The organism is Parabacteroides provencensis (assembly GCF_900232875.1).
GTDB classification, from domain to species: domain Bacteria; phylum Bacteroidota; class Bacteroidia; order Bacteroidales; family Tannerellaceae; genus Parabacteroides; species Parabacteroides chinchillae.
Window position 1 is genome coordinate 337074 of sequence record NZ_LT960490.1, and the last position, 19609, is coordinate 356682.

Consider the following 19609-nt stretch of genomic DNA (forward strand, 5'->3'; position numbering starts at 1 on the left):
TATAATCAAATGAAAACGATAGATGAAATTTTAGCACTCGAAGATATAGACCGCAAAATCTACTATCTGAAAAAAGGCCGGAAAACTCAACTTCCAGACCGGGAGAAACTATATGCTGATTGGGACCCCAATAAGCATGAAATCATCATGGATGAAGAAAAGTATCCACAGATTGAAATCACCATTGAGCAGGAGAAAGAGGTATTTGACGAAAAGACAGGCAAGACTACTGTCATCCCGAAAAAGACAAAGAAGGTTGATCCTAACCGGATTGCTCTTCCTTTGGAACAGGATATCGTGAACATCCAAACGGCTTTCACCGTTGGTACTGAGCCGAAGATGGACTGTGCCCCTGAAGAATCAGAGAAAGGCATCTTCGAGGCTCTCAAGCAAGTTCTGAAGAAGAACAAAATCAAGTACCAGAACCGAAAGATCGTCCGTTCCTGGCTATCGGAACAGGAGTGTGCTGAGTATTGGTACGTGACGAAAGACGATGGCTTCTGGTCTAAGTTGAAAGCGAAGGTATCTAACCTGTTCGGTAAGGCTGTTCCACAGTATAAGCTTCGTAGTGTCCTCTGGTCTCCCTTTCGGGGTGATAAACTGTATCCATTCTTCGATGACTCGGGCGATATGGTCGCTTTCTCCCGTGAGTACAAAAAGAAAGACCTGGACGACTACGAAATCACCTGTTTTATGACTGTGACGAAAGATGCAGTTTACCAGTGGGAGTTAGACAAAGGTTGGGAGATGGTTTCCGCTTTCAAGCATGGCTTTAAGAAACTGCCTGTAATATACAGCTATCGTTCAGAGGCATATTGTAATAAGATTCGTACCATTCGTGTGCGCTTAGAGAAGCTTTTGTCCAGCTATGCCGATTGCGTCGACTATCATTTCTTCCCTATCTTAATGCTTTTTGGGGAGATCGAGAAATTTGCAGGCGAATTGAGGAATAGGATGGTTCAACTCACAGGGCAGGGTGCAAACGCTTCATATCTGACATGGAATCAGGTGCCAGATACGGTTAAATTTGAGGCCGAGGGATTGACAGAAAAGGCTTATGCACTTACTAATACACCGCGTATCTCCTTTGAGAACCTGAAAGGGACAGGCAATGCTTTGTCCGGCGAAGCCTTCCGCTATGTCTTTATGGGTGCTCACATGGCAGTAGAAAATCACTCCGAGGAAATAGGTAGCTTCATGCAACGAAGGGTAAACTTCCTTGTCTCTGCATTAGGCTCTATCAATACCAATTTTGAAAAGGCTTCCGAAACGATTGACGTTGATGTGGAAATTGTCCCGTACATGATTGATAACGTATCAGATAAAGTATCTACTGCTGTCTCCGCTGTAAATGGTGGAATATGGTCACGTCGAGAAGGTATAATATTCGCTGGGAACATGGATCGCATAGATGAAGAGTTGAAGGAAATTGAAGAAGATATGAGCCAAAAGGCAGAAAAACAAAGTAATTCTCCTACAGCAGCATAGTTGTGATAATATGATATTAATGAGCGGGGCTATTTAGTTCCGCTTTTTTATTATCTAAATTCTATTATGTAAAATAAATTCCTTGTAAAAATTTTGTAATACAGAATTATTTTGTATTTTTGTATCAAATGAAAGAGTAATGAGAATAGTATCACATAAGAAGCTGAAAGATTTCTACGAAACGAAAGGTTATGAAGATTCGCGCGTAGCTCTTGAACGTTGGTATGATATTGCAGAAAAGGCTGAATGGAAAAACTTATCTGATATTAAGGTTGATTTTCTTTCTGCTGATTATGTAGGCAACCAGCATTATGTTTTTAATATCAGGGGCAACAATTATCGGTTGGTAGTTGTCGTAAAGTTTACAATGGGTTATATATTCATCCGCTGGGTGGGTACTCATAAAGATTATGATAAAATTGATTGTTCAACCATTTAAGATATAGGATATGAATAAAGTTAGTAAGGAACAATACGAATTTGCATTGGCAAGAATAGAAGAACTTCTACCGATGGTTGAAGACGATACTCCTGCAAACGACAAGAGTGCAGTAGAACTCTCTGTTATGTCTGATATAGTGATTGCCTATGAAAAGGAACACTATCCAATTGAGAAACCAACTGTATCTGAATTGATAGAATTATCTCTTGAAGAAAAAGGAATGACACAAAGACAACTCGCCGGTGAAATAGGAGTTAGCCCTTCACGTATTAATGACTATCTTGCTGGTCGTTCAGAACCGACTTTGAAGATAGCAAGATTACTTTGCCGTGTGTTAAACATACCTCCGGCAGCTATGTTAGGTTTTTAAAGAATTGTTTTTACTATTATAGGCGTGATTCCTCCCCAGTTTCGCGCCTTTTTCATTTACTTTCCCACAATCACCCGATTGTGGTTTACTACCTTCCTTAATATTTCCTTTCAATAAGTAAGCTATCTACTTTTATACCAAAGATTTTAAACAAAAATTCATACGGTATGAAAGAAAAGATTTTAGCATTACTCAAAACCAAATTCCCTGGGGTTGATGAAGCTACTTTAATCCGGATCGCAGAAAAGAGAGCGACCGGAGTGACGGACGAAAGCCAATTACAGACAATTGCGGATGGAGTAGGCTTCCAGGACGTGTTAAATTCCTATGGTGATTTCCGGGCTAATGGTGCAGTTGCTTCCGCAGTGGCTAACTATGAGAAAAAACATGGCTTGAAGGACGGTAAACCAATCGAGAATACCACAATTACCACGCAACAGCAGACTACTACAGAACAGCAGCCAGACATGGCAAAGATTATTGCTGACGCAGTGGCTAATGCTGTTAAGCCTCTCTCTGATAAACTTTCCCAATTTGAGACAGAGAAAGCACAGGCTACCCGCCAAGAACAGGTACTTGCGAAGGCAAAAGAGTATGGTATTCCCGAATCACAGGCAAAGCGTTACGCTGTTCCCGAAGATGCAGATTTGGATGCTTATTTCAAGGATGCAAAACAGGAACTTGTAGACGCAGGATTTGCAAGCGTGAAAACTCCTGAAACTGGCGGTGATACTAAGACAGAAACCGAAGCTATCGCCAGCATGATTTCAGAGGGTACAAAAGAAATTGTTGAATCTAAAAAGTAAATTAAATGGCAGCAGGTACACATTATGACTTGACTCCGCAGTATGAACCGCAGGAGTTTTACCGTGTCGAATCTGGCGTGAGAAAGTCCGGCCCGTACAAGTTGGATATTACCAACCTTGTGGTAGGTTCTTTCTTACCTGTGTTCACTCCGGTTCAAGTCGATTTGGTGAAGCATACGCTGGTTCCCGTTCGTAATGTAAAAGTTGTAGAGGCTTATACAACCGGGGCGGATGCTTTATCTATCAAGATTGCAAAGAAATCGCTGGCTTATGTCGGCATGTTTATTGGAAGCGGCAAGAAGGGAGCAAAGGTAACCGCTATAGATAGGGCCAATAAGGACTATGATGTCCTGACAACAGAGGCTGCTTTTGGCGAGGATATTGCAAAAGATGCAGTTCTTTTTGAAGCTATCTCAGTGGATGGAACAAAGAAAAAGAATACAGCAAACTTCGTTCTTTATGATGCAAAGAAAGTTGAAAGCGATGGCGCTGTCCTCTGTACTCTTCTGATGCAGGCGTATGAGGTGAAGGAAAGTAAACTGATTCTACCGATCCATGAGTTGGATAAGGTTGGATTGACCAGTCGTTTCCAATTTGAGTATTAATCCTAAAAAGTTTAGATATGAATTTGACCATACAAACTTTATTTACAGACCCCAACATTGTTAAGGCGGTGATTGATCGTGTGCTTCAACTGAGATTGGATACAATCTACTGGAAGCAATACGGCGATTTCTTGGAAACCAAAACCCGTGTTTTCAAGACTTATTTAGGCACTGTTACGGGTGTTGTCGCTGGTTCCATTCTTGGCAAGAACGACCAGAAACCTATTCGTGAAAGACGTAATCTTGGAAGTGGCTACACAGAGATTGCTTACTTGGGCGACCGCTATCAGATGGATATTGAACGCTTATCACAGTTGCAGGATATCATTGACAAGTTCAATGCAGCCAACACCTCCGATCAGCGTACAATCTTGCAGGAAATCATAGACTTCATCGTTGATGACTACCGCCAGATTCTTCTTGCTCCACATAAGCGTATGGATATCGTTGTTCCTGAATTGCTGATGACAGGGAAGTCTGTCGTTTATATGGCGGATAACAAGGAAAATATCGAACTGCTTGATATTGAGTTACCGTTCCATTTTCTTACTCCTGATGCTTCAGTAAAGAATGCGTTTATTTCCTACTTACAGCAGGAGATTCAAAAGCTGAAAGCTAAATATGGTGTGTTCTCCAAGATGATAATGTCTCGTGGTACATTTACGAAGAACATTGTAGGTGCTTCCGAGTTTGGGGATAAGTTCAAGATGATTCTTGGTGAACGCGAGTTCATGGTTAACGCGGGATTGGTAACTGACCAAATGGCATCCAGCGTATTTACGGGTATTGGTCTTCCTGCAATCGAAATCAAGGAAGATTATGTAGAAAATCAGAACGAAGAGAACGTACAGATTTATACGGATAACCGTATTACGTTGTTGCAGACTGATAAGGTGATGAAAATGCGCCACCATAAGCCATATGTAATGACCGACCCTGTTCCGGGACGTTCTTACAATACTTCGGAAGGTCAGATGTCCGTATGTAACTATCGTGACGAAGAGGGTAGATACATGGAGTACACAGCAGAGTGGATTCCTGAATTTACAACTCCAAATAAGATAGTGAATATCGATTTGTCAACCATGAACGCTGTCCCGGAGGGATAAGGAGGATTCCATGAAGATTAAAGTGATTGATATTTTCCGCGACAAGTTTACAGGCGAAGTGTACAATCCAGGTACAGTTCTTGATTTTGAAGACGAAATCCGCGTAAAAGACCTGTCGGGACGTAAGCTTGTTGAAGTCATTGAAGAGAAGAAAGCCTCTAAGGGAATTATTCTCTTCGAACAGGAGTTTGAAAAGAAAGACGTTGTAGAAGCATTGAAGTCTATAGGTGTCTCTGTAACTGCAAATATGAGAGAGGGAACACTTCTTTCTAAAGCAGGCGAACTGGATGAAGAAAAGACTTCCGCTTTGAAAGAAGCATTAGGTATCGAGTGATGACGGTAAACGACTACATACAGCAAAAGTTCCAGACTTTCGGCATTCAATTGTCGGAGGCTGACCTTTTGGATATGTGTCTTACCTCGAAAATAAGCGGAGAGGATGAGATGAACGAGGATTGCTACAATCGTGTCTCTGTGGCGATGGCGAAGTTCATCCCCTCTCTATTACTTCGTGCAACCTCAATCGGGGAAAGCGGTTTTTCTATGTCTTGGAACATCCAAGGTATTAAGGATTACTATTCTTTCTTGTGTAAGAAGTACGGGCTGAAAGACGAACTCAATACCGATAAACCCAAAGTCAAGTTCTTATGATATTCGCTCCACATAGATTAATGGTCAAGGTCGTGTCCGGTCCGTCATTTGACGAGGATATGAACCCGATCCCCCCGAAAGAGGATTGGAAAGACTTCGGTTCCTGCCGGTGTGATGATAATGGCGTGATGAAGCAAATCTCCGTAAACGGGGTAATGTACGACTATAGTTATCATGTAGTCTATGAGGGTGAGAAACTAAACGCTGGTACCGAGGTGAGAATCCTGGACGGGGAAAGCGTGAGAGCTGAAGGAAAGGTTATCAAGTCCGGTAAGTCTAACTATTTCAAGTATGCGGAAATATGGCTGTAGATTTTGACTTCTCAGATGTTGATGCGGCTTTTGATGAGTTCTATGAAGAAGTCAAGGGAGCTATGGCCGAGGTAGGAGAGGAAGCTGTTCAGTATGCTAAGGATCATGGAGATTATCAGGACATCACCGGTACTCTTCGACAGTCTAACGAGTATGAAGTAGATGAAACCGGATTGACACTGAAGAATGAGACAGAATACGCCTCTTATGTAGAAGCTAAAGGATTTGAAGTATTGAGTGGTGCCGCTTTGGAGGCGGAGAAACGTTTAAAAGAAAAATTTGAATAATGGGAAAGTTCAGAAAGAAACCAGTAGTTATTGAGGCTGTTAAGTATAATGGGTTCAATAGAGTAGAAATTCAAGAGTTTGTTGGGAAACATTTAGAAGCGGATGTTTACGATAATGGTGTTACCTCTCCGTTTATGTCTCTATTTATCCCTACGCTTGAAGGAGAAATGAAGGCTTCTCCGGGAGACTATATCATCAAAGGAGTAAATGGAGAGTTTTACCCGTGTAAACCGGACATCTTCGTGAAGACATACGATGAAGCCGATTCGTCTTTTGCCATGAGCTTTGGTGACGCGATCGAAGTTCTAAAACAAGGTGGAGCTATCCGTAGAAGCGGATGGAATGGAAAGGGCTTGTTCGTAATCAAACAAGTACCTGCCCATATCGAGAGCGATATTATTCCAAAGATGCAGTCGCTTCCGCAATCAGCGAAAGATCTTATTCTGAAAGGTAAGGGCTTTGTAGATTACACTTCGCAGTGCATTATCTACAATGAGAATACCGGACGTGCTGATTCTTGGGTCCCATCTATCAGTGATGTGTTTGCAGAAGATTGGGAGGTTGTTGGGTAATGATAGTAACAGGCGACATAGAAACTATTCTGGTTCGGGACTTGAAGCCGTTTGGTATCCCTACTTATAAGAAAGACGCGATACCGGAAGGGGAAGTTACTGAAGAGAGGATAACCGTCATTCCGAAAGAACCCAAACCGGGAACTTACTGGATTAAAGGTTTCGTTGAAGTTAATTTCTGTGTACCTGATATTAACGGAATGGCAGACAAAAGCAGGTTGACTGAATTAGAGCGGCAAGCATCTGGTTTACGTTCTGTTTCCTCTTTTGATGACTCTACCTATCGTTACAAGGTCTATTCTACCAATCAAGAGAAAGATGCACCGTTAAAGTGTCATTTTGTAAATGTGAAGATAATGTTTGAAGTTTTAAATGTAAAATAGTTATGGCAGAAAATAAAAAAGTCGTGGTTGTAAACCTTCAGAAGCTGGAGGTTGCACCGATCGGGGCTGATGGTGCAGAAGGTACTGTTTTCGAAGAAGTTCCGGTAGTTCATGAAGACACCTTTACCTATGAGGATGAAGATCCAGAAGTCAAGGATTACAAAGATGTAGCTGGAAATACATATTATTCCTCTAAGAAGCCGGGTGCGGTTAAGATCAATGCCTCTATAGGTATGTATGATCTTAACATTAAGGCTAAGTTCCAGGGAGGTAAGTTTACAGCGGGTTCAGAAAGTAAGCCGGGTACATGGGAACGTGCTGACCATGTGGAGAGTAAGGAGTTTACCGTTCGTGCCACAACAGAGGACGGTGTGAGAATCATTTTTCCACGTGCCGGTGTTTCCGCTTCTGGTAAAGCGAATGAAAAGGCAATTGGCTTAGCCCTTGTTTTTACAGCTCTGAAGCCAACTAAATCAGGTGTTCCTATTGAACGATGGGAAGATGGGGAAGCCGTTCCACAGGGATAAGTTAATAATGAGGGTGGGCGATCACCCTCTAATTTCATAAGTCATGAATAAAGCAGTAAAAACAATGTCCGATCTTTTAGTTGGTGATTATTGCAAAACGATAATCGTAGGTGGGAAGGTCTTTGTGTTGAAAGCACCAGCAATAAAGGTTATAGCGAGGATTACAAAGTATTTTTCTCTTATAGATATACCAATGGACGCAGATATTAAAGAGATGATGAAAATCACCTCTGAACATTCGGATAATATCGTTAAAGGGTTATCCTGCCTTATTGTTGGAGACGTGGATGGATACGAGCGAAAATCGGAAAAGGTCGCCGAAGAGTTACGATCTGGAACACATGAAGAGCTTTGCTCTGCGCTTATTGTCGCTTTCAACTTAATTACTGGCAAGGATTTTTTTCAGTGTGCCAGCTCGGCAATGGAGCTGGCGAATCTGATAGTAAAACCAAAGTCGTAGGAGGGGAAACCATCGCCGGAAGTATTGCCTCGTTCATGGAAAACTTACATCTTTCTTATCGGGAAGTATTCGAGGAAATTCCTTATCTGCTTTTGCTGTTAATGATGGCAGATAAGCCGAGGGCTGTTTATGAAAATGAAGACCAGGCAGAAGTTAAGAAAATGTCTGGGAAGGAACTTTTGAGGAAGAAAAAATAAAATATACATTTAGAATAATTGTTACATTTAAATTCCTATATTTGTCCTATATGTAAATATGGGAAGTAATGAAAAAAAGACGTTGGTTGTACTATACTGTGATAGTGGGGGCTTTACCTTTTATTATTAGATTTCTTGTATTTATTTTTCTATCATCTCGAAAATGGGAGTTTCTGTTCAATGCAGTAGATTTTGTATTCTTAGGATTAACATTGAACTTGACAAATATGAATGAGTTAAATAGTTTAAGATTGAAAATGAGACGTAACCCTGCTTGTGAAATAAATGATGATAATAAAGAAACTTTAGTGTGGTGGTCAACTTTTTTTATTATCCTTCTTTCTATTACATTAGGTCTGTTATACGTTTCAGAACAAATTTCTTATGAACTATTAGATAAAAATGTCGCATTATATGGTTCTATAGGATTATGTGTTGTTTCTCTGATATTTAGTAATTCTGTTATCAATAAATTAGACTCTATTGAACATGGGAACAATTAGCATTATCTATCTAATTATAGTAGGCATATCATGTGCCGTAGGAGCGTATGTTGGTATAAAATCCATAATTGATACAAGAAATAATAGTATTGAACAATATTTAAAAAATAGAGAAAAACGTCGAAAAGAATTTGAAAATGGGAAGTATTAAATCTTTTGTCTATTTAGATGAATACAAAATGTATTCAATATCCTCACAACTTTTTGAAGGACTAACGGAATATGTATTGTCTGGTAATAAATTATCTCATTCTGAGTCAGAACAACAAAAAGGAAAACTCGCAAGTGGAAGTGTTTTAGGTGATATACTTATAAAGGAACAATCTTCTACAGAAAAGCGATATTTCCATGATTTTGCTTATAATTTGTTTGAAGATAAATTAAAAGATAATTCTTTGTTATTTACAGTTGATGATAAAACTACTCTTCAAGAATTATCAGATAAGACTTTTGTGATTGTGTCTGGAAAAGCAATTTTTAATGATTACGGAATGTTAAAAGATACCGTTGATCAATTTAATAGTATTGGTGAAGCTTTTGGGTATATGTCTCATAAAAATTTAAACGATGATTTATTCAACTTGGCAAAATCATCAAAAATAATTAAAAATCCAGATAGAAAGGCACAAGCTAAAGCTTTAGTTAAAAGCCTTAATGTAAAATACAAAAAAGCATTAGAAGAAGAAGGCTTGATACTGGATGATGGTTTTATAGATCGATTAAGTTTGATCTTGGAATATGGATACAAAAAACAACTAGAGTTTATAATACCATCTAATGAAAACAAAATAACTTTTTCATCAATATTAAATCGTGAATATTTGAGGGAAACAGAAGATGTACTAATTGCTAAATATTCGAGGAGAACGGAGTCTGAGTTTAAAATATTAGGTTTAATTACTCAAACAGGAGAGAACTCGGTTGAATGGTCTGATTTGGAAAAAGATGAGAAGACCAGCGAGGAGCCTGTTGGATTAAAAAAAGCAACACAAAACATTGTTGATAAAATAGCAAATATAGAAAATCTATTTGTTGGCAGATTAAGCAATGAATGTATCATTGACCCAATTGCTATATATAGGGAATTATGAAATAAAAGCCGGACTAACCTCCAGCTTTTATCATTTTACAGTTTAGGTAGAAAATAGCACAGTAACATTGTTATTTGATAATCAACAAACTCAATGATTTTTATATATTCAGGCTCTTCAAAAGTTTGAATATAATCACAGTATTCGTAAAAATCATTAAGTTTTTTATATCCTTCAATGATCTCTTTTGCAAATAGATTATTATCATATCTTGATTTATATTGAATTAGGTATATGCCTAATTTTATTATACTGTTTTTAGCTCTGTTAGTTTCTAAGTCATTATGATAATTTTCGTAATCAATAAAAATATTATACTGGCATTCTATTAGCAAGCGTAGTAGTTGAGTATCAATCTTGTTACATATATCAATGACATTTTTAGAAGACTCAAAATCTTTTAAAAGCTTAATTTTGTGATTTTCAAGTTCTTGATTAAAATAAGATTTAACGGACTCTATTTCTTTGGTTATTTCGCGTATATCTTCTTTTGTTGCAATATTTTTACCTTTTTCTAACTCATAGGATTTATTACAAGCAAAATATTTCCATAGAAAAAATTGTGTTAAAGTAACAATTCCAGTACATATAGTAATAATTGTTTCCGTTTCTGTCCAATTCATACTTCACTCCTCCATCTTAAATTTAGTTCCACACTTTAAACAGGTGATCTGCACATTATTACTTCCAAGAGTGCCTGCCAGCAAGCCAATCCTACCAGCTACAACAGCCCCGGCGAAAGCTCTTCCCTGCTGAATCCTTTTTGTTCTGTGTGAAGTTCTCGTGAATGACATTTAGGGCAACAGAGATATTCTTCACTATGTATAGGTTGATGCATAGGATTGCCACAGTGAGGGTAACTAATCGCCTTATCACTTATCTCTTTACCACATTCGGGACAATTTATAAGCGCCATAGTAGTTTGTTTTCAGCAAAAATACCCCTCAAAAAAAGGATATTCCCCAATAAATACACGACAATCGTCTTATTGTTGTGTATGACACCCAAGAAGTCCTCCCTTTCCTCTTCATTCAGAATACCTTTATATAAATTTCCCACAATCATCCCATTGTGGGTTTCTTTCAACTATGAAATAACGGATAGTCTTTTATTCCAATATACTTTTATCCAAAACATTGATTCGGCATATATGGCAGGTCTTTATTTCAAAGTAGGATCGGACTACGAGAACGTTATCAGGCTAAGGACGGAGATTGAGAAATTGAAATCAACACTCTCTGGAATGGACGGTAATACCGCCCCTGCTACTTTGCGTGCAATGGAAGTACAGCTTGCGAAGAATACCAAAGAGCTGGATACAATGGTCTCGGCTGCTGCTAAAGCTGGTAGTGAACTGGACCAGAATTTTAAAGATAAGATATATCAAAGTTCTTCTGCATTAAATGACCTAACAGGCAAAATTATTAATCAGAAGTCGATAGTTAGAGATGTTGAATCTGATGTGAAGAGGCTTGCTACCACTTATGCTAACCTTGGCAAGTTTAATACAAATAGTGACCAGGTACTATCTGAACTTACTGCGGCAAAAAAGGCGTTAGATGAAGAAAAAGCAACACTTTTCGGACTCCAACAAGAACAGGCAAAATCTCGTTTGTCCGTAAAGAAGCTGAAAGATGAGTATGCTCTTTATAAAAAAACGGCTGGTGATGTTGTAGTTTCAAATAAGGAGATGTTTAATGCTATTCAATCTATTCCCGGCCCTGTGGGGCAAGTCGCTACATCGATTAAGACATTAACAAAAGCATCACTTACTTTTATCGCAACCCCAATAGGTACTGTACTGGCAGCTATTTCAGCGGGTTTGGCCGCTTTAACTTCATGGTTCAATAGAACGGAAGAAGGTCAGAATGCCTTAAATGTGGCGAGTGCATATTTTAAGCAGACCTTAGATAGTGTACTAGACGTTGTTGATGATGTAGGGGAATGGCTGTATAAGGCTTTCACAAAGCCCAAAGAGGCTTTAACTGATTTAACGGACTTTCTCGAAGGGCAGGTTATGAATCGCCTGAAAGTGGTTGGAAAAATGGGAGAGTCTATTTGGAAAATATTTTCTGGCGATTTCTCTGGTGGCCTAAGTGGTTTGGGGAATGCTTATTTACAAGGGGTAACTGGCATAGAAGATGCCGGAAGCAAGTTGTCTTCATTCATGAATGAGACAAATAAAAAAGCAGAGCAGAGAATGGCTATTGCTGAAAAACAGAATGCGTTAGATGTTAAAGAGAGGGATAATTTAATTGAACGAGCCAAGTTAGAAGCGAAAATCAATGAATTAAGGGAGAAGGCTTATGATGAAAGTGTTTCTGAGTCGGAACGATCCAAGGCGATAAAAGAGGCATCGAAATTGACTGATGAGATGTTCAATAAGGAAATAGAGCTTGCCAAGGAAAGATATGAAATAATAAGGGACACGAACGCTTTATCTCATTCAAATAAAGATGCTAAACAAAAAGAAGCACAAGCGGAAGCAGATCTTAGTAAATTGGTAGCGCAACGGTCAGCTTCCCAACGTGCCCTTTTAAGGCAGACAAATATGCTTAACAATAAAGATAAGCAATATCTTAAAACCCAGCAAGAGCTATCCCGTTCCATTCTTGACAGTGAACTCAAACTCCAATCCGCTCGTATCGCCGCAATGGAAAACGGTAAAGCCAAGCGTATCGCCCTTGCTGAACAGGAAACAAAAGACACTATCGCCTCCATCCAAAAAGAGAAGGAAGAGTATCAGAAGAAAATCAAGGAATCGAAAGATAAAGAGGATCCTGCCGTTATCACTACTTTCGATAACCGTGAGTTGGCGGCTAAAGAGAAGGAGAGAGCGGATATAGCTCGCATAGAGAAAGAATACGCCGAAGAATATAAACAGCGCACAAAGGCTCTGACTGACGTTTTCCTGAACGAGGAACAACGGAAGCTGTCTGCTATCAAAACCAGGTACGCAGAAGAGCGTAAATGGGCTAACGAGCAGCTAAAGACAGGTGGAATGACTAAAGATGAGCACAAATCGTACACCACCAATATTGACAAGGCCCAGCAGCAGGAAACGTATCGTGCCCTTTTAGACAATTTGAATGATTACAAGCAAAAGGAGAAAGACCTTCGAGATAAATGGGACACAGATATTGCCGTTGCTGTTGAATCAAAAGACGCTTATCTGGTCGCTAAACTGATGGAAGGTAAGCAAAAAGCGTTGTCCGCTCTTAACGGTCAGATGCTCCAAGAATCGGACGAATGGCAACAGTTATTTGGAAATCTCGATAATCTGACAATTCAGCAGTTAGAGAAATTGAGCAACACCATTAAAGAAAAGGCCAAAGGATTAAAACTGAATCCTATAGATGCCCAGGCTGTTACCAATAGCTTAAAAGAGGTCGATGAGAAGATCCGAACGATGAATCCCTTCGGGTTGCTTTCAAAGCACCTGAAAGAGTACAAGAAAGCCGAAGATGATGTAACAAAGAAGAATGCTCTGAAAGAAATGTTCCGGGATGCGGCTGCATCAATTGACATGGTTAAAGGTAGCTTTGATGCTGTTGTCGGTGGACTTACTGATATGGGTTTGGCAGGTGACGAAGCCACACAACAGCTATTAGGGGATATTTCTAACCTGATGGGGGCGACCAGCCAGTTAGCGACAAGTATCGCTTCTGCTAATCCAGTCGGTATCATACAGGGTAGTATCGGCGTTTTAACCTCCGTGTTCAACATCTTCAACAATGACAAGCGGCATGAGAAGAAAATAGAACGATTGCAGGATCAAATTGATGTTCTTGATAAATCCTATGAAAAGCTGGGTGACGAGATAGAGAAAGTGTTTTCTAAAGACGCCTCTAAATTGATCGATCAGCAAAACAAACTTCTGGAACAACAAAAAGTCCTTATCCAGCAACAAATCCGTGAAGAGCAGGACAAGAAGAAAACAGACAAGGATAGAATTAAGGATTGGCAGGATCAGATCGATGAGATCAACCAGGCTATTGCTGATAATAAGGAGGCCGGCAAAGACGCCATCTTTGGTAGTGATATCAAGTCGGCTATTGATGATTTTGCCAGTGCTTACGCTGAAGCATGGGCGGCTGGTGAAGATAAGGCAGAATCCGCAAAAGACCTTGTTCGGAAGATGATCAAGAACATGATCCAGGAATCTATCAAGGCCGCTGCCTCTGACCCCATGAAAGAGATCCGGGAAAAACTGCTTGAGTTCTGGTCTGACGATTATATCAGCGATTGGGAACAAAATTACCTCGACCAGAAGGCACAGGAATTAGTCGATAAGTTGGACAGGCAGTTTGGTTGGGCTGATAAATACTTCAAAGAGGATCAACCGGAAGAAGAGGTGTCTGATGATTCATTAAAAGGCGCGTATGCCAAAGCCTCGCAGGAAAGCATTGATTTACTGGCCGGACAAACCGGCGCAACCCGTGTAATCATGGAGGATATCCGTAACAGTATGCAGCCTATCCGTGAACAAATGAAATTGATCTATGATATGCAGTCCAGAGGTTGGGAAGATGTGAAAGCCATCCGCGAATTATCAGATAAGGTGGAAAAGAACACCGAGCAGATCGCCGAGAATACAAAAGAAATCAAAACTGTTGCTGATAAAGTAGAACAGAATACCCGTAACACGGCAGATGCCTTAGAAGGAACTATTGACGTAAAAGTAAAGATGTGATGGACAAAGAATTTTTTGAAATAGCAAATAAATTAGGTGCTTGCCGCCTCTTACATGGTACAGAGAGTAAAGAAGATCTTATGCGCCTTCTTCTGACACCGCAGGGGACGGAGTTCTGTACGAAGAATAATTTCCCGTCTATGGAACAGCTACGGGAGTTCCGGGGCGAGAAGGCTGAGAGCATGGGAATCTATATCGAGACAGATGTAGAGCTAACTAATCGGGTAAAGGTATTTCTGGCCGGTTCTAAAGCAATCCTTCATTTTGATATGATCGGCCGCTACAACGTGATCCTGATGCACGGGGCGGAAGCCGAGATTCATGCGAGTAACTATGCCGTGGTGTTCGTAAAGAACGCTGACGGTAAGGTAATAACTCATAAGGACCATACAGCACGTATATTATGACAATAGATGGAAAAGACATATATACTGAATGGGGATGTAAGTTATTGGAAGGTTCTTTTGATGATCTTCTGAAATACCCCAAACGTAAGGCGGTCAAATATAACAACTGGGCTGAAGCTGACGGGATCGATCCGGATTTGTCTGTTGTGGAGTTCGAACCTAAAACAGTTAAACTAAAGTTCCTCATGAAGGCAGAAACGCTTGAGCAGTTCTGGTCCGGGTATAGGAAGTTTGTTGCTGATCTGTCCGCTCCAGGCTATCGGGAATTTGATCTTATTCCCGGCATGACCAATCGTTTACGGTTCAATGCCGGAATCTCCTATGACAAGTTCATTCCATTTAATGCCGGAGAGAACCTGTCATCATTCGAGCTGTCCTTTACGGAAGACGACCACGCCATTTATCCGGCAACTCCGGCCGGCGGTATAGGGCTTCGCGGGCAGTATGCTATTAATGGGATAGACTTTGCAGACTTCGGTATAGGATCGGACGATAACCAGGAGGATATCTTGAAATATCCGGCGGTTAAGGCGCCGTTTACCGATGGCCGGACGGTAGACCTTTCTACGGTTAAAACCCAGCATCGGGAAATAAAGCTGTCCCTCTGGATGCTGGCTGGAAGTGTGGAAGGGTTTCTGAATAACTACCGGGCGTTCTTTAGCCAGATATCCGGTGTAGGAAATCAGGAATTATATATTAAGACGTTGGACGGTATCATCCAGGTGTACTACTCGGATTGTCCTTCTTTCTTGGTGGAGATATGGCGAGAAGATCAAGTAGCTGTAAGGTTTACAATCTCCGTCGTCGCTCCTGTTGTAAGCTGGGTGGATGCAGGTGGTGATATTCGTTACAGGGTACTTAAAGATCCAGACTTTGGGTTATTGGCAGATGAACAAGGTAGAATAATAGTATTCAATTGATATGGCAGAAGAGTTTGAAATAATAAAGGCTAATTTGCTTCCGGTAGCCGGAACGATAACCGATAATGATATGATCCTGATCATTCAAGGGGGAAGGGCTAAACGTGCTTTACCCTCTGCAATGAAAGGGAAACAGGGCGATCCCGGCCTTAGTGCGTTTTTAGGGATAAACGATAAATACATCCTTTGGAAGCAGGGGGCTAACGGTTTATGGAACAACCTCATTGAGATAGAGAAACTGCGCGGACCGAAAGGGGAGAAGCCTATATTTCGAAAAGTGAACGGTACGCTTCAAATGAAATATGAAGGCGAACCGGATAGTGCGTTTGTGAATATTTTCGACCGTGAAGAGTTGAAGATGAAATTTACTGATCTGACGCCAGCTGAGGTTGATTTGTTGAAGCTGCATTTTGCCGATCTTACAGAAGCTGATAAAGCAGAGTTAATGAAACCCGCCACCGATGCCGCTGCTGAAGTGCGTCAGGAAATGGTTCGTATTTCGCAAGAGGTGAGTCAAGTTATCACCGATACAAACACGGCAAAACAGGGGGCTATCGAAGCTGCTGGAGCTGCATTAAATGTTGCAACCCATCCGACATACATAGGAGATGACAACTATGTGTACGAATGGGATATTGAAAATCAGCAGTATGTTAAAACAACTATTTATGCTAAGGGTGATACTGGGGCAAAAGGCGATAAAGGAGAAAAAGGCGATACCGGAGAACAGGGTATTCAAGGTATTCAAGGGCCGCAGGGTTTACAGGGCGAACAAGGTCTGAAAGGTGATCCGGGAGAAAAGGGAGACAAAGGTGATCCCGGAACAGGTAACGTTACGGCATTGAACGCATCCTCTCTTATTGCCGGTAAAAGATACTTGATGAAAACACGTCAGGATGGTAGCGCAGAGGGTGATTTTGAGGAGTATATTGAGCCTAATAATTTCCCGGAAGCCCCGAAGGATGGAAAGCAATATGCACGTCAAGATGGCGCTTGGTCAGAAATCCAGTCAACAGGTGACGGTATTATTTATCCGACATTTGAGATAAACGATGATGCCCACCTTATCGTAAACAATATTACTGATCCGGCAACTTTTGATATCAACGAATCAGGACATTTAATATTTAACCCACAAATACAATAATATGGCAGGAGTAGATTTAGGTAGAGTTGCTTATGTCCCCAAAGGGGTATATGATGCCGGGGTAACATACAACAGGCTGGACGTTGTGTCGTACCTTGGTAGTAGCTGGGTAAGCCTTATAAACAATAATATAGGTAATACACCCGCGGAAGGCGCAAATTGGTCGCTTGTCGCTCAGAAAGGCAATACCGGTGATCAAGGAGAAAGCATAATTGGTCCTACCGGAGAAACTGGAGAACCCGGCTTTTCTCCCACAATAGTAGAGAATGCCGATAACACGAATGATATATATCGGCTTGATATTACAGATAAAGATGGGACAACGACGACTCCGAACCTTAAGGGTCAAGACGGCGTTATCTCAGAAGATGCTCCGGCAGACGGTAAGACGTACGGACGGAAGAATGAAGGGTGGTCGGAAGTCCCTATTAAAACCTCACAATTACAAAACGATGATAATGTAGTTAAGGATGCAGCTTATGTACACACGGATAACAATTATAGTGACGAAGAAAAACAGAAAGTTGCAGACTCCTTACGGTTTAAGGATGTTACAGAAGTAACAACACTTACCGATCTGCCAGTTACAAATTACTCCATCAAGGCTACTTTGTCTGCTGCTAGTCCAATTTCATTTGCCAGTGCTCCTGCCGAAGGCGAGGAATACATGATCGACATCCTTAATAGCGGGTCGGATGACTTTGATCAGCCTTTACCAAACGCAGATAATTGCCAGAGTAACGAGACGTCTGTTACTTGCCCTGCGGGTAAGGTTACGGCTATCTCTGTGCGCTATATCCATAGCAAGTATGTATTTAGGGTTTAATTTGGAAAAAAACTATAAACAAATGATGGCAGATAGAAACAATAAAAAAACAGTGTTTGAGGATTATGATGCATTTGTAGATAAATTTAAAACAAAGAAAACTACAGATGATTGCTACACTCCCCCTGAAGTATATAATTGCGTGTTGAAATATGTTTCAGAAAAATGCAATATAAAAGGCGCGGAAATAGTGCGTCCATTTTATCCAGGTGGAGACTACGAGAATTACGAATATCCAGATGGATGTATTGTTGTTGATAATCCTCCATTTTCTATTATATCAAAAATAGCTAGATTTTATATTGACAATGATATCAAATTCTTTCTTTTCGCTCCACATCTTACATTGTTTTCGCCAAGAGTAGATTATACCAGAATAGTTGTAGGTGCTTCCATTACATATGAAAATGGCGCAAAGGTGAAGACTTCGTTTATATCTAATCTATTTGACGATACAATGGCGATGTCTGATCCTGATCTTTACCGAGAATTGGAAAAGATAAATGAACTAAAAAAGGCAAATCGACCAAAATATAAGTATCCTAATGAAGTGCTTACCGTTTCGGCAATGCAATGGTGCTTAGAACGTGGTGTATCAATGCAATTTAAAAAGAATGATGTATATCACATAGGAGGACTAGATAGTCAAAAAACGCATAAGAAGTCCTTATTCGGAGCAGGATATTTATTGTCGAAGAAAGCAGCAGCAGAGAAAGCAGCAGCAGAGAAAGCAGCAGCAGAGAAAGAAAATATCATAGTTTGGGAACTTTCGGACAGAGAGAAAAAAATTGTAGAATCATTGAGTAATTAATTCAAAATGGGAAAATAACTGAGCTATGCCGAAAAGGATAATAATGACAAATGATACCGGTAGAAAAAAGCCTACAGCCGAAGGTATATATATACAGGACATTAAAGGGCGTTATTACACACAAGCTGAATGGCTAGGGACAACACGTGATTTAATACCCAATGGTATAGCAGTAATAAATCCTAATGCTGAGTTTCTTGTAGCATTAAATCAATCACCCACAAAATTAAGCTATGGAGGAAATGGTAAATTACTAACAGGGGTTACTACTACTACAAATATAGACACTGCAAAAACTGATTATAACGGCAAATCAAATACAGAGCACATTATATCCCAACTTGGAGCAGGCAATGCTCCTGCAGCGGAGTATTGCTTTAATTATACGTTTCCGAATGGGCAAAGAGGATATTTACCAGCGGTTGGTGAATGGATTATTGCACGAGATAACAAGACGGAAATAGACGAACTATTAAGCTTGCTGGGAGGAGGTATATCTGATAAAACGGATTATTCTTTAGCTTCTACGCAGTATGGTACCGGAGGCTGTTATGGAGTGTATTGGTCTGATATCTATGTAGCAATGCTTTACAAAACAAACGGCTACTACACTAGACCGTTTGGGGAACTTATTTAAAAATTTATAGATTATGATATACATTAACAAAAACAACGGCTTTTGGGAGCATACAGATATACTCCCAGCCTCCTATAAGGTCGGCACAACGCTAGAAGACTACGACAATGGGGCTTATCTAGCCCTTAGTGACGAACAGGCAGCTTTTCACGCCGCGCATCCTAATGCTACACCGCTTGAAGTTTGGCACATGGAGCTTACCCCTGCGCCGGAGCCAATGCCTGATCCTGATCCGTTAGAGACGGCCAGACAAGCAAAATTGCAGGAGATAAAAGCACAGGACGAGTTTAGCAACAAGTTTTTTATATCTGTCCTATCCGGTGGTGTGGAAGTAGCGAACCAAGAGTTGTGGATTGATAAGGATTT

Annotated in this window: 26 protein-coding genes and 1 pseudogene; 25 read left to right on the forward strand and 2 right to left on the reverse strand. The window is 40.5% G+C overall.

Annotated elements, in window-relative coordinates:
- The first annotated feature begins 9 nt into the window (after nucleotides 1-9).
- The 17 genes from CTY47_RS12815 to CTY47_RS12895 all read left to right on the forward strand — a co-directional run bounded on the left by CTY47_RS12815 (nucleotide 10) and on the right by CTY47_RS12895 (nucleotide 9802).
- Complete coding sequence (locus CTY47_RS12815; protein WP_099465170.1) at nucleotides 10-1488, forward strand: phage portal protein; 1479 nt, start codon at nucleotides 10-12, stop codon at nucleotides 1486-1488.
- Between the two features lie 139 nt (nucleotides 1489-1627).
- On the forward strand, nucleotides 1628-1927 hold the full coding sequence (locus tag CTY47_RS12820) for a type II toxin-antitoxin system HigB family toxin (protein WP_099465171.1): 300 nt from the start codon (nucleotides 1628-1630) through the stop codon (nucleotides 1925-1927).
- A 10-nt stretch (nucleotides 1928-1937) separates the two neighbouring features.
- Nucleotides 1938-2300: a helix-turn-helix domain-containing protein gene (locus tag CTY47_RS12825; RefSeq protein WP_099465172.1), complete on the forward strand. Its 363-nt coding sequence runs from the start codon at nucleotides 1938-1940 to the stop codon at nucleotides 2298-2300.
- A 167-nt stretch (nucleotides 2301-2467) separates the two neighbouring features.
- Nucleotides 2468-3106, forward strand: a complete 639-nt coding sequence (locus CTY47_RS12830) for a hypothetical protein (protein WP_099465173.1) — start codon at nucleotides 2468-2470, stop codon at nucleotides 3104-3106.
- A 5-nt stretch (nucleotides 3107-3111) separates the two neighbouring features.
- On the forward strand, nucleotides 3112-3711 hold the full coding sequence (locus tag CTY47_RS12835; protein ID WP_099465174.1) for a head fiber protein: 600 nt from the start codon (nucleotides 3112-3114) through the stop codon (nucleotides 3709-3711).
- Between the two features lie 17 nt (nucleotides 3712-3728).
- Complete coding sequence (locus tag CTY47_RS12840) at nucleotides 3729-4820, forward strand: hypothetical protein (protein WP_099465175.1); 1092 nt, start codon at nucleotides 3729-3731, stop codon at nucleotides 4818-4820.
- Nucleotides 4821-4830: 10 nt separating this feature from the next.
- Entirely contained in the window at nucleotides 4831-5154 is a 324-nt protein-coding gene (locus tag CTY47_RS12845) for a hypothetical protein (protein WP_099465176.1), read from the forward strand.
- Complete coding sequence (locus CTY47_RS12850; RefSeq protein WP_099465177.1) at nucleotides 5154-5471, forward strand: DUF6706 family protein; 318 nt, start codon at nucleotides 5154-5156, stop codon at nucleotides 5469-5471. The genes CTY47_RS12845 and CTY47_RS12850 overlap by 1 nt, the downstream gene beginning before the upstream one ends.
- Nucleotides 5468-5782, forward strand: a complete 315-nt coding sequence (locus CTY47_RS12855; protein WP_099465178.1) for a hypothetical protein — start codon at nucleotides 5468-5470, stop codon at nucleotides 5780-5782. Before CTY47_RS12850 ends, CTY47_RS12855 begins: the two co-directional genes overlap by 4 nt.
- Nucleotides 5773-6069 carry an HK97 gp10 family phage protein gene (locus tag CTY47_RS12860; protein ID WP_099465179.1) on the forward strand — a complete coding sequence of 99 codons (297 nt, stop codon included), beginning with the start codon at nucleotides 5773-5775 and terminating at the stop codon, nucleotides 6067-6069. The genes CTY47_RS12855 and CTY47_RS12860 overlap by 10 nt, the downstream gene beginning before the upstream one ends.
- Nucleotides 6069-6641, forward strand: a complete 573-nt coding sequence (locus tag CTY47_RS17450) for a DUF2829 domain-containing protein (protein ID WP_233202182.1) — start codon at nucleotides 6069-6071, stop codon at nucleotides 6639-6641. The genes CTY47_RS12860 and CTY47_RS17450 overlap by 1 nt, the downstream gene beginning before the upstream one ends.
- Complete coding sequence (locus CTY47_RS12875; protein WP_099465180.1) at nucleotides 6641-7024, forward strand: hypothetical protein; 384 nt, start codon at nucleotides 6641-6643, stop codon at nucleotides 7022-7024. Before CTY47_RS17450 ends, CTY47_RS12875 begins: the two co-directional genes overlap by 1 nt.
- Nucleotides 7025-7026: 2 nt before the next feature.
- A complete protein-coding gene (locus CTY47_RS12880) occupies nucleotides 7027-7551 on the forward strand; it encodes a hypothetical protein (RefSeq protein ID WP_099465181.1) in 525 nt (174 codons plus the stop codon).
- Nucleotides 7552-7594: 43 nt separating this feature from the next.
- On the forward strand, nucleotides 7595-8011 hold the full coding sequence (locus CTY47_RS12885; protein ID WP_099465182.1) for a hypothetical protein: 417 nt from the start codon (nucleotides 7595-7597) through the stop codon (nucleotides 8009-8011).
- Between the two features lie 35 nt (nucleotides 8012-8046).
- The gene (locus CTY47_RS17125) at nucleotides 8047-8208 is read left to right on the forward strand and encodes a hypothetical protein (RefSeq protein ID WP_199163425.1); all 162 of its coding nucleotides are present in this window, start codon (nucleotides 8047-8049) and stop codon (nucleotides 8206-8208) included.
- Nucleotides 8209-8276: 68 nt separating this feature from the next.
- Complete coding sequence (locus tag CTY47_RS12890; RefSeq protein ID WP_099465183.1) at nucleotides 8277-8711, forward strand: hypothetical protein; 435 nt, start codon at nucleotides 8277-8279, stop codon at nucleotides 8709-8711.
- Between the two features lie 137 nt (nucleotides 8712-8848).
- Entirely contained in the window at nucleotides 8849-9802 is a 954-nt protein-coding gene (locus tag CTY47_RS12895) for a DUF6414 family protein (protein WP_099465184.1), read from the forward strand.
- A 35-nt stretch (nucleotides 9803-9837) separates the two neighbouring features.
- Here the strand turns inward: CTY47_RS12895 and CTY47_RS12900 are convergent, their stop codons facing one another.
- Nucleotides 9838-10425 (reverse strand): hypothetical protein, encoded by a 588-nt coding sequence (locus CTY47_RS12900; RefSeq protein WP_099465185.1) that lies wholly within the window; start codon nucleotides 10423-10425, stop codon nucleotides 9838-9840.
- Between the two features lie 98 nt (nucleotides 10426-10523).
- Entirely contained in the window at nucleotides 10524-10718 is a 195-nt protein-coding gene (locus CTY47_RS16815) for a hypothetical protein (protein ID WP_143813391.1), read from the reverse strand.
- A gap of 81 nt (nucleotides 10719-10799) precedes the next feature.
- On the opposite strand from CTY47_RS16815, the gene CTY47_RS12905 reads away from it, so the two are divergent.
- The 8 genes and pseudogenes from CTY47_RS12905 to CTY47_RS16950 all read left to right on the forward strand — a co-directional run.
- Nucleotides 10800-14495 (forward strand): hypothetical protein, encoded by a 3696-nt coding sequence (locus CTY47_RS12905; RefSeq protein ID WP_143813392.1) that lies wholly within the window; start codon nucleotides 10800-10802, stop codon nucleotides 14493-14495.
- A complete protein-coding gene (locus CTY47_RS12910; protein ID WP_099465187.1) occupies nucleotides 14495-14902 on the forward strand; it encodes a hypothetical protein in 408 nt (135 codons plus the stop codon). The genes CTY47_RS12905 and CTY47_RS12910 overlap by 1 nt, the downstream gene beginning before the upstream one ends.
- Entirely contained in the window at nucleotides 14899-15822 is a 924-nt protein-coding gene (locus tag CTY47_RS12915; protein ID WP_099465188.1) for a hypothetical protein, read from the forward strand. Before CTY47_RS12910 ends, CTY47_RS12915 begins: the two co-directional genes overlap by 4 nt.
- A 1-nt stretch (nucleotide 15823) precedes the next feature.
- The gene (locus tag CTY47_RS17455) at nucleotides 15824-16969 is read left to right on the forward strand and encodes a collagen-like triple helix repeat-containing protein (protein ID WP_233202183.1); all 1146 of its coding nucleotides are present in this window, start codon (nucleotides 15824-15826) and stop codon (nucleotides 16967-16969) included.
- Nucleotide 16970: 1 nt separating this feature from the next.
- Nucleotides 16971-17795 carry a hypothetical protein gene (locus CTY47_RS12925; RefSeq protein WP_099465189.1) on the forward strand — a complete coding sequence of 275 codons (825 nt, stop codon included), beginning with the start codon at nucleotides 16971-16973 and terminating at the stop codon, nucleotides 17793-17795.
- A 22-nt stretch (nucleotides 17796-17817) separates the two neighbouring features.
- Complete coding sequence (locus tag CTY47_RS12930) at nucleotides 17818-18606, forward strand: chromosome partitioning protein ParB (RefSeq protein ID WP_233202184.1); 789 nt, start codon at nucleotides 17818-17820, stop codon at nucleotides 18604-18606.
- Nucleotides 18607-18631: 25 nt separating this feature from the next.
- The gene (locus tag CTY47_RS12935; RefSeq protein ID WP_143813393.1) at nucleotides 18632-19243 is read left to right on the forward strand and encodes a hypothetical protein; all 612 of its coding nucleotides are present in this window, start codon (nucleotides 18632-18634) and stop codon (nucleotides 19241-19243) included.
- 13 nt (nucleotides 19244-19256) lie between these two features.
- Nucleotides 19257-19609: pseudogene (locus CTY47_RS16950) on the forward strand (hypothetical protein); the annotation flags it as partial.

Excerpts from the sequence above, each read along its gene's own strand:
- CTY47_RS12815 (WP_099465170.1), top strand. The coding sequence starts at position 10 with ATGAAAACGATAGATGAAATTTTAGCACTCGAAGATATAGACCGCAAA.
- CTY47_RS12820 (WP_099465171.1), top strand. The coding sequence starts at position 1,628 with ATGAGAATAGTATCACATAAGAAGCTGAAAGATTTCTACGAAACGAAA.
- CTY47_RS12825 (WP_099465172.1), top strand. The coding sequence starts at position 1,938 with ATGAATAAAGTTAGTAAGGAACAATACGAATTTGCATTGGCAAGAATA.
- CTY47_RS12830 (WP_099465173.1), top strand. The coding sequence starts at position 2,468 with ATGAAAGAAAAGATTTTAGCATTACTCAAAACCAAATTCCCTGGGGTT.
- CTY47_RS12835 (WP_099465174.1), top strand. The coding sequence starts at position 3,112 with ATGGCAGCAGGTACACATTATGACTTGACTCCGCAGTATGAACCGCAG.
- CTY47_RS12840 (WP_099465175.1), top strand. The coding sequence starts at position 3,729 with ATGAATTTGACCATACAAACTTTATTTACAGACCCCAACATTGTTAAG.
- CTY47_RS12845 (WP_099465176.1), top strand. The coding sequence starts at position 4,831 with ATGAAGATTAAAGTGATTGATATTTTCCGCGACAAGTTTACAGGCGAA.
- CTY47_RS12850 (WP_099465177.1), top strand. The coding sequence starts at position 5,154 with ATGACGGTAAACGACTACATACAGCAAAAGTTCCAGACTTTCGGCATT.
- CTY47_RS12855 (WP_099465178.1), top strand. The coding sequence starts at position 5,468 with ATGATATTCGCTCCACATAGATTAATGGTCAAGGTCGTGTCCGGTCCG.
- CTY47_RS12860 (WP_099465179.1), top strand. The coding sequence starts at position 5,773 with ATGGCTGTAGATTTTGACTTCTCAGATGTTGATGCGGCTTTTGATGAG.
- CTY47_RS17450 (WP_233202182.1), top strand. The coding sequence starts at position 6,069 with ATGGGAAAGTTCAGAAAGAAACCAGTAGTTATTGAGGCTGTTAAGTAT.
- CTY47_RS12875 (WP_099465180.1), top strand. The coding sequence starts at position 6,641 with ATGATAGTAACAGGCGACATAGAAACTATTCTGGTTCGGGACTTGAAG.
- CTY47_RS12880 (WP_099465181.1), top strand. The coding sequence starts at position 7,027 with ATGGCAGAAAATAAAAAAGTCGTGGTTGTAAACCTTCAGAAGCTGGAG.
- CTY47_RS12885 (WP_099465182.1), top strand. The coding sequence starts at position 7,595 with ATGAATAAAGCAGTAAAAACAATGTCCGATCTTTTAGTTGGTGATTAT.
- CTY47_RS17125 (WP_199163425.1), top strand. The coding sequence starts at position 8,047 with ATGGAAAACTTACATCTTTCTTATCGGGAAGTATTCGAGGAAATTCCT.
- CTY47_RS12890 (WP_099465183.1), top strand. The coding sequence starts at position 8,277 with ATGAAAAAAAGACGTTGGTTGTACTATACTGTGATAGTGGGGGCTTTA.
- CTY47_RS12895 (WP_099465184.1), top strand. The coding sequence starts at position 8,849 with ATGGGAAGTATTAAATCTTTTGTCTATTTAGATGAATACAAAATGTAT.
- CTY47_RS12900 (WP_099465185.1), bottom strand. The coding sequence starts at position 10,425 with ATGAATTGGACAGAAACGGAAACAATTATTACTATATGTACTGGAATT.
- CTY47_RS16815 (WP_143813391.1), bottom strand. The coding sequence starts at position 10,718 with ATGGCGCTTATAAATTGTCCCGAATGTGGTAAAGAGATAAGTGATAAG.
- CTY47_RS12905 (WP_143813392.1), top strand. The coding sequence starts at position 10,800 with ATGACACCCAAGAAGTCCTCCCTTTCCTCTTCATTCAGAATACCTTTA.
- CTY47_RS12910 (WP_099465187.1), top strand. The coding sequence starts at position 14,495 with ATGGACAAAGAATTTTTTGAAATAGCAAATAAATTAGGTGCTTGCCGC.
- CTY47_RS12915 (WP_099465188.1), top strand. The coding sequence starts at position 14,899 with ATGACAATAGATGGAAAAGACATATATACTGAATGGGGATGTAAGTTA.
- CTY47_RS17455 (WP_233202183.1), top strand. The coding sequence starts at position 15,824 with ATGGCAGAAGAGTTTGAAATAATAAAGGCTAATTTGCTTCCGGTAGCC.
- CTY47_RS12925 (WP_099465189.1), top strand. The coding sequence starts at position 16,971 with ATGGCAGGAGTAGATTTAGGTAGAGTTGCTTATGTCCCCAAAGGGGTA.
- CTY47_RS12930 (WP_233202184.1), top strand. The coding sequence starts at position 17,818 with ATGATGGCAGATAGAAACAATAAAAAAACAGTGTTTGAGGATTATGAT.
- CTY47_RS12935 (WP_143813393.1), top strand. The coding sequence starts at position 18,632 with ATGCCGAAAAGGATAATAATGACAAATGATACCGGTAGAAAAAAGCCT.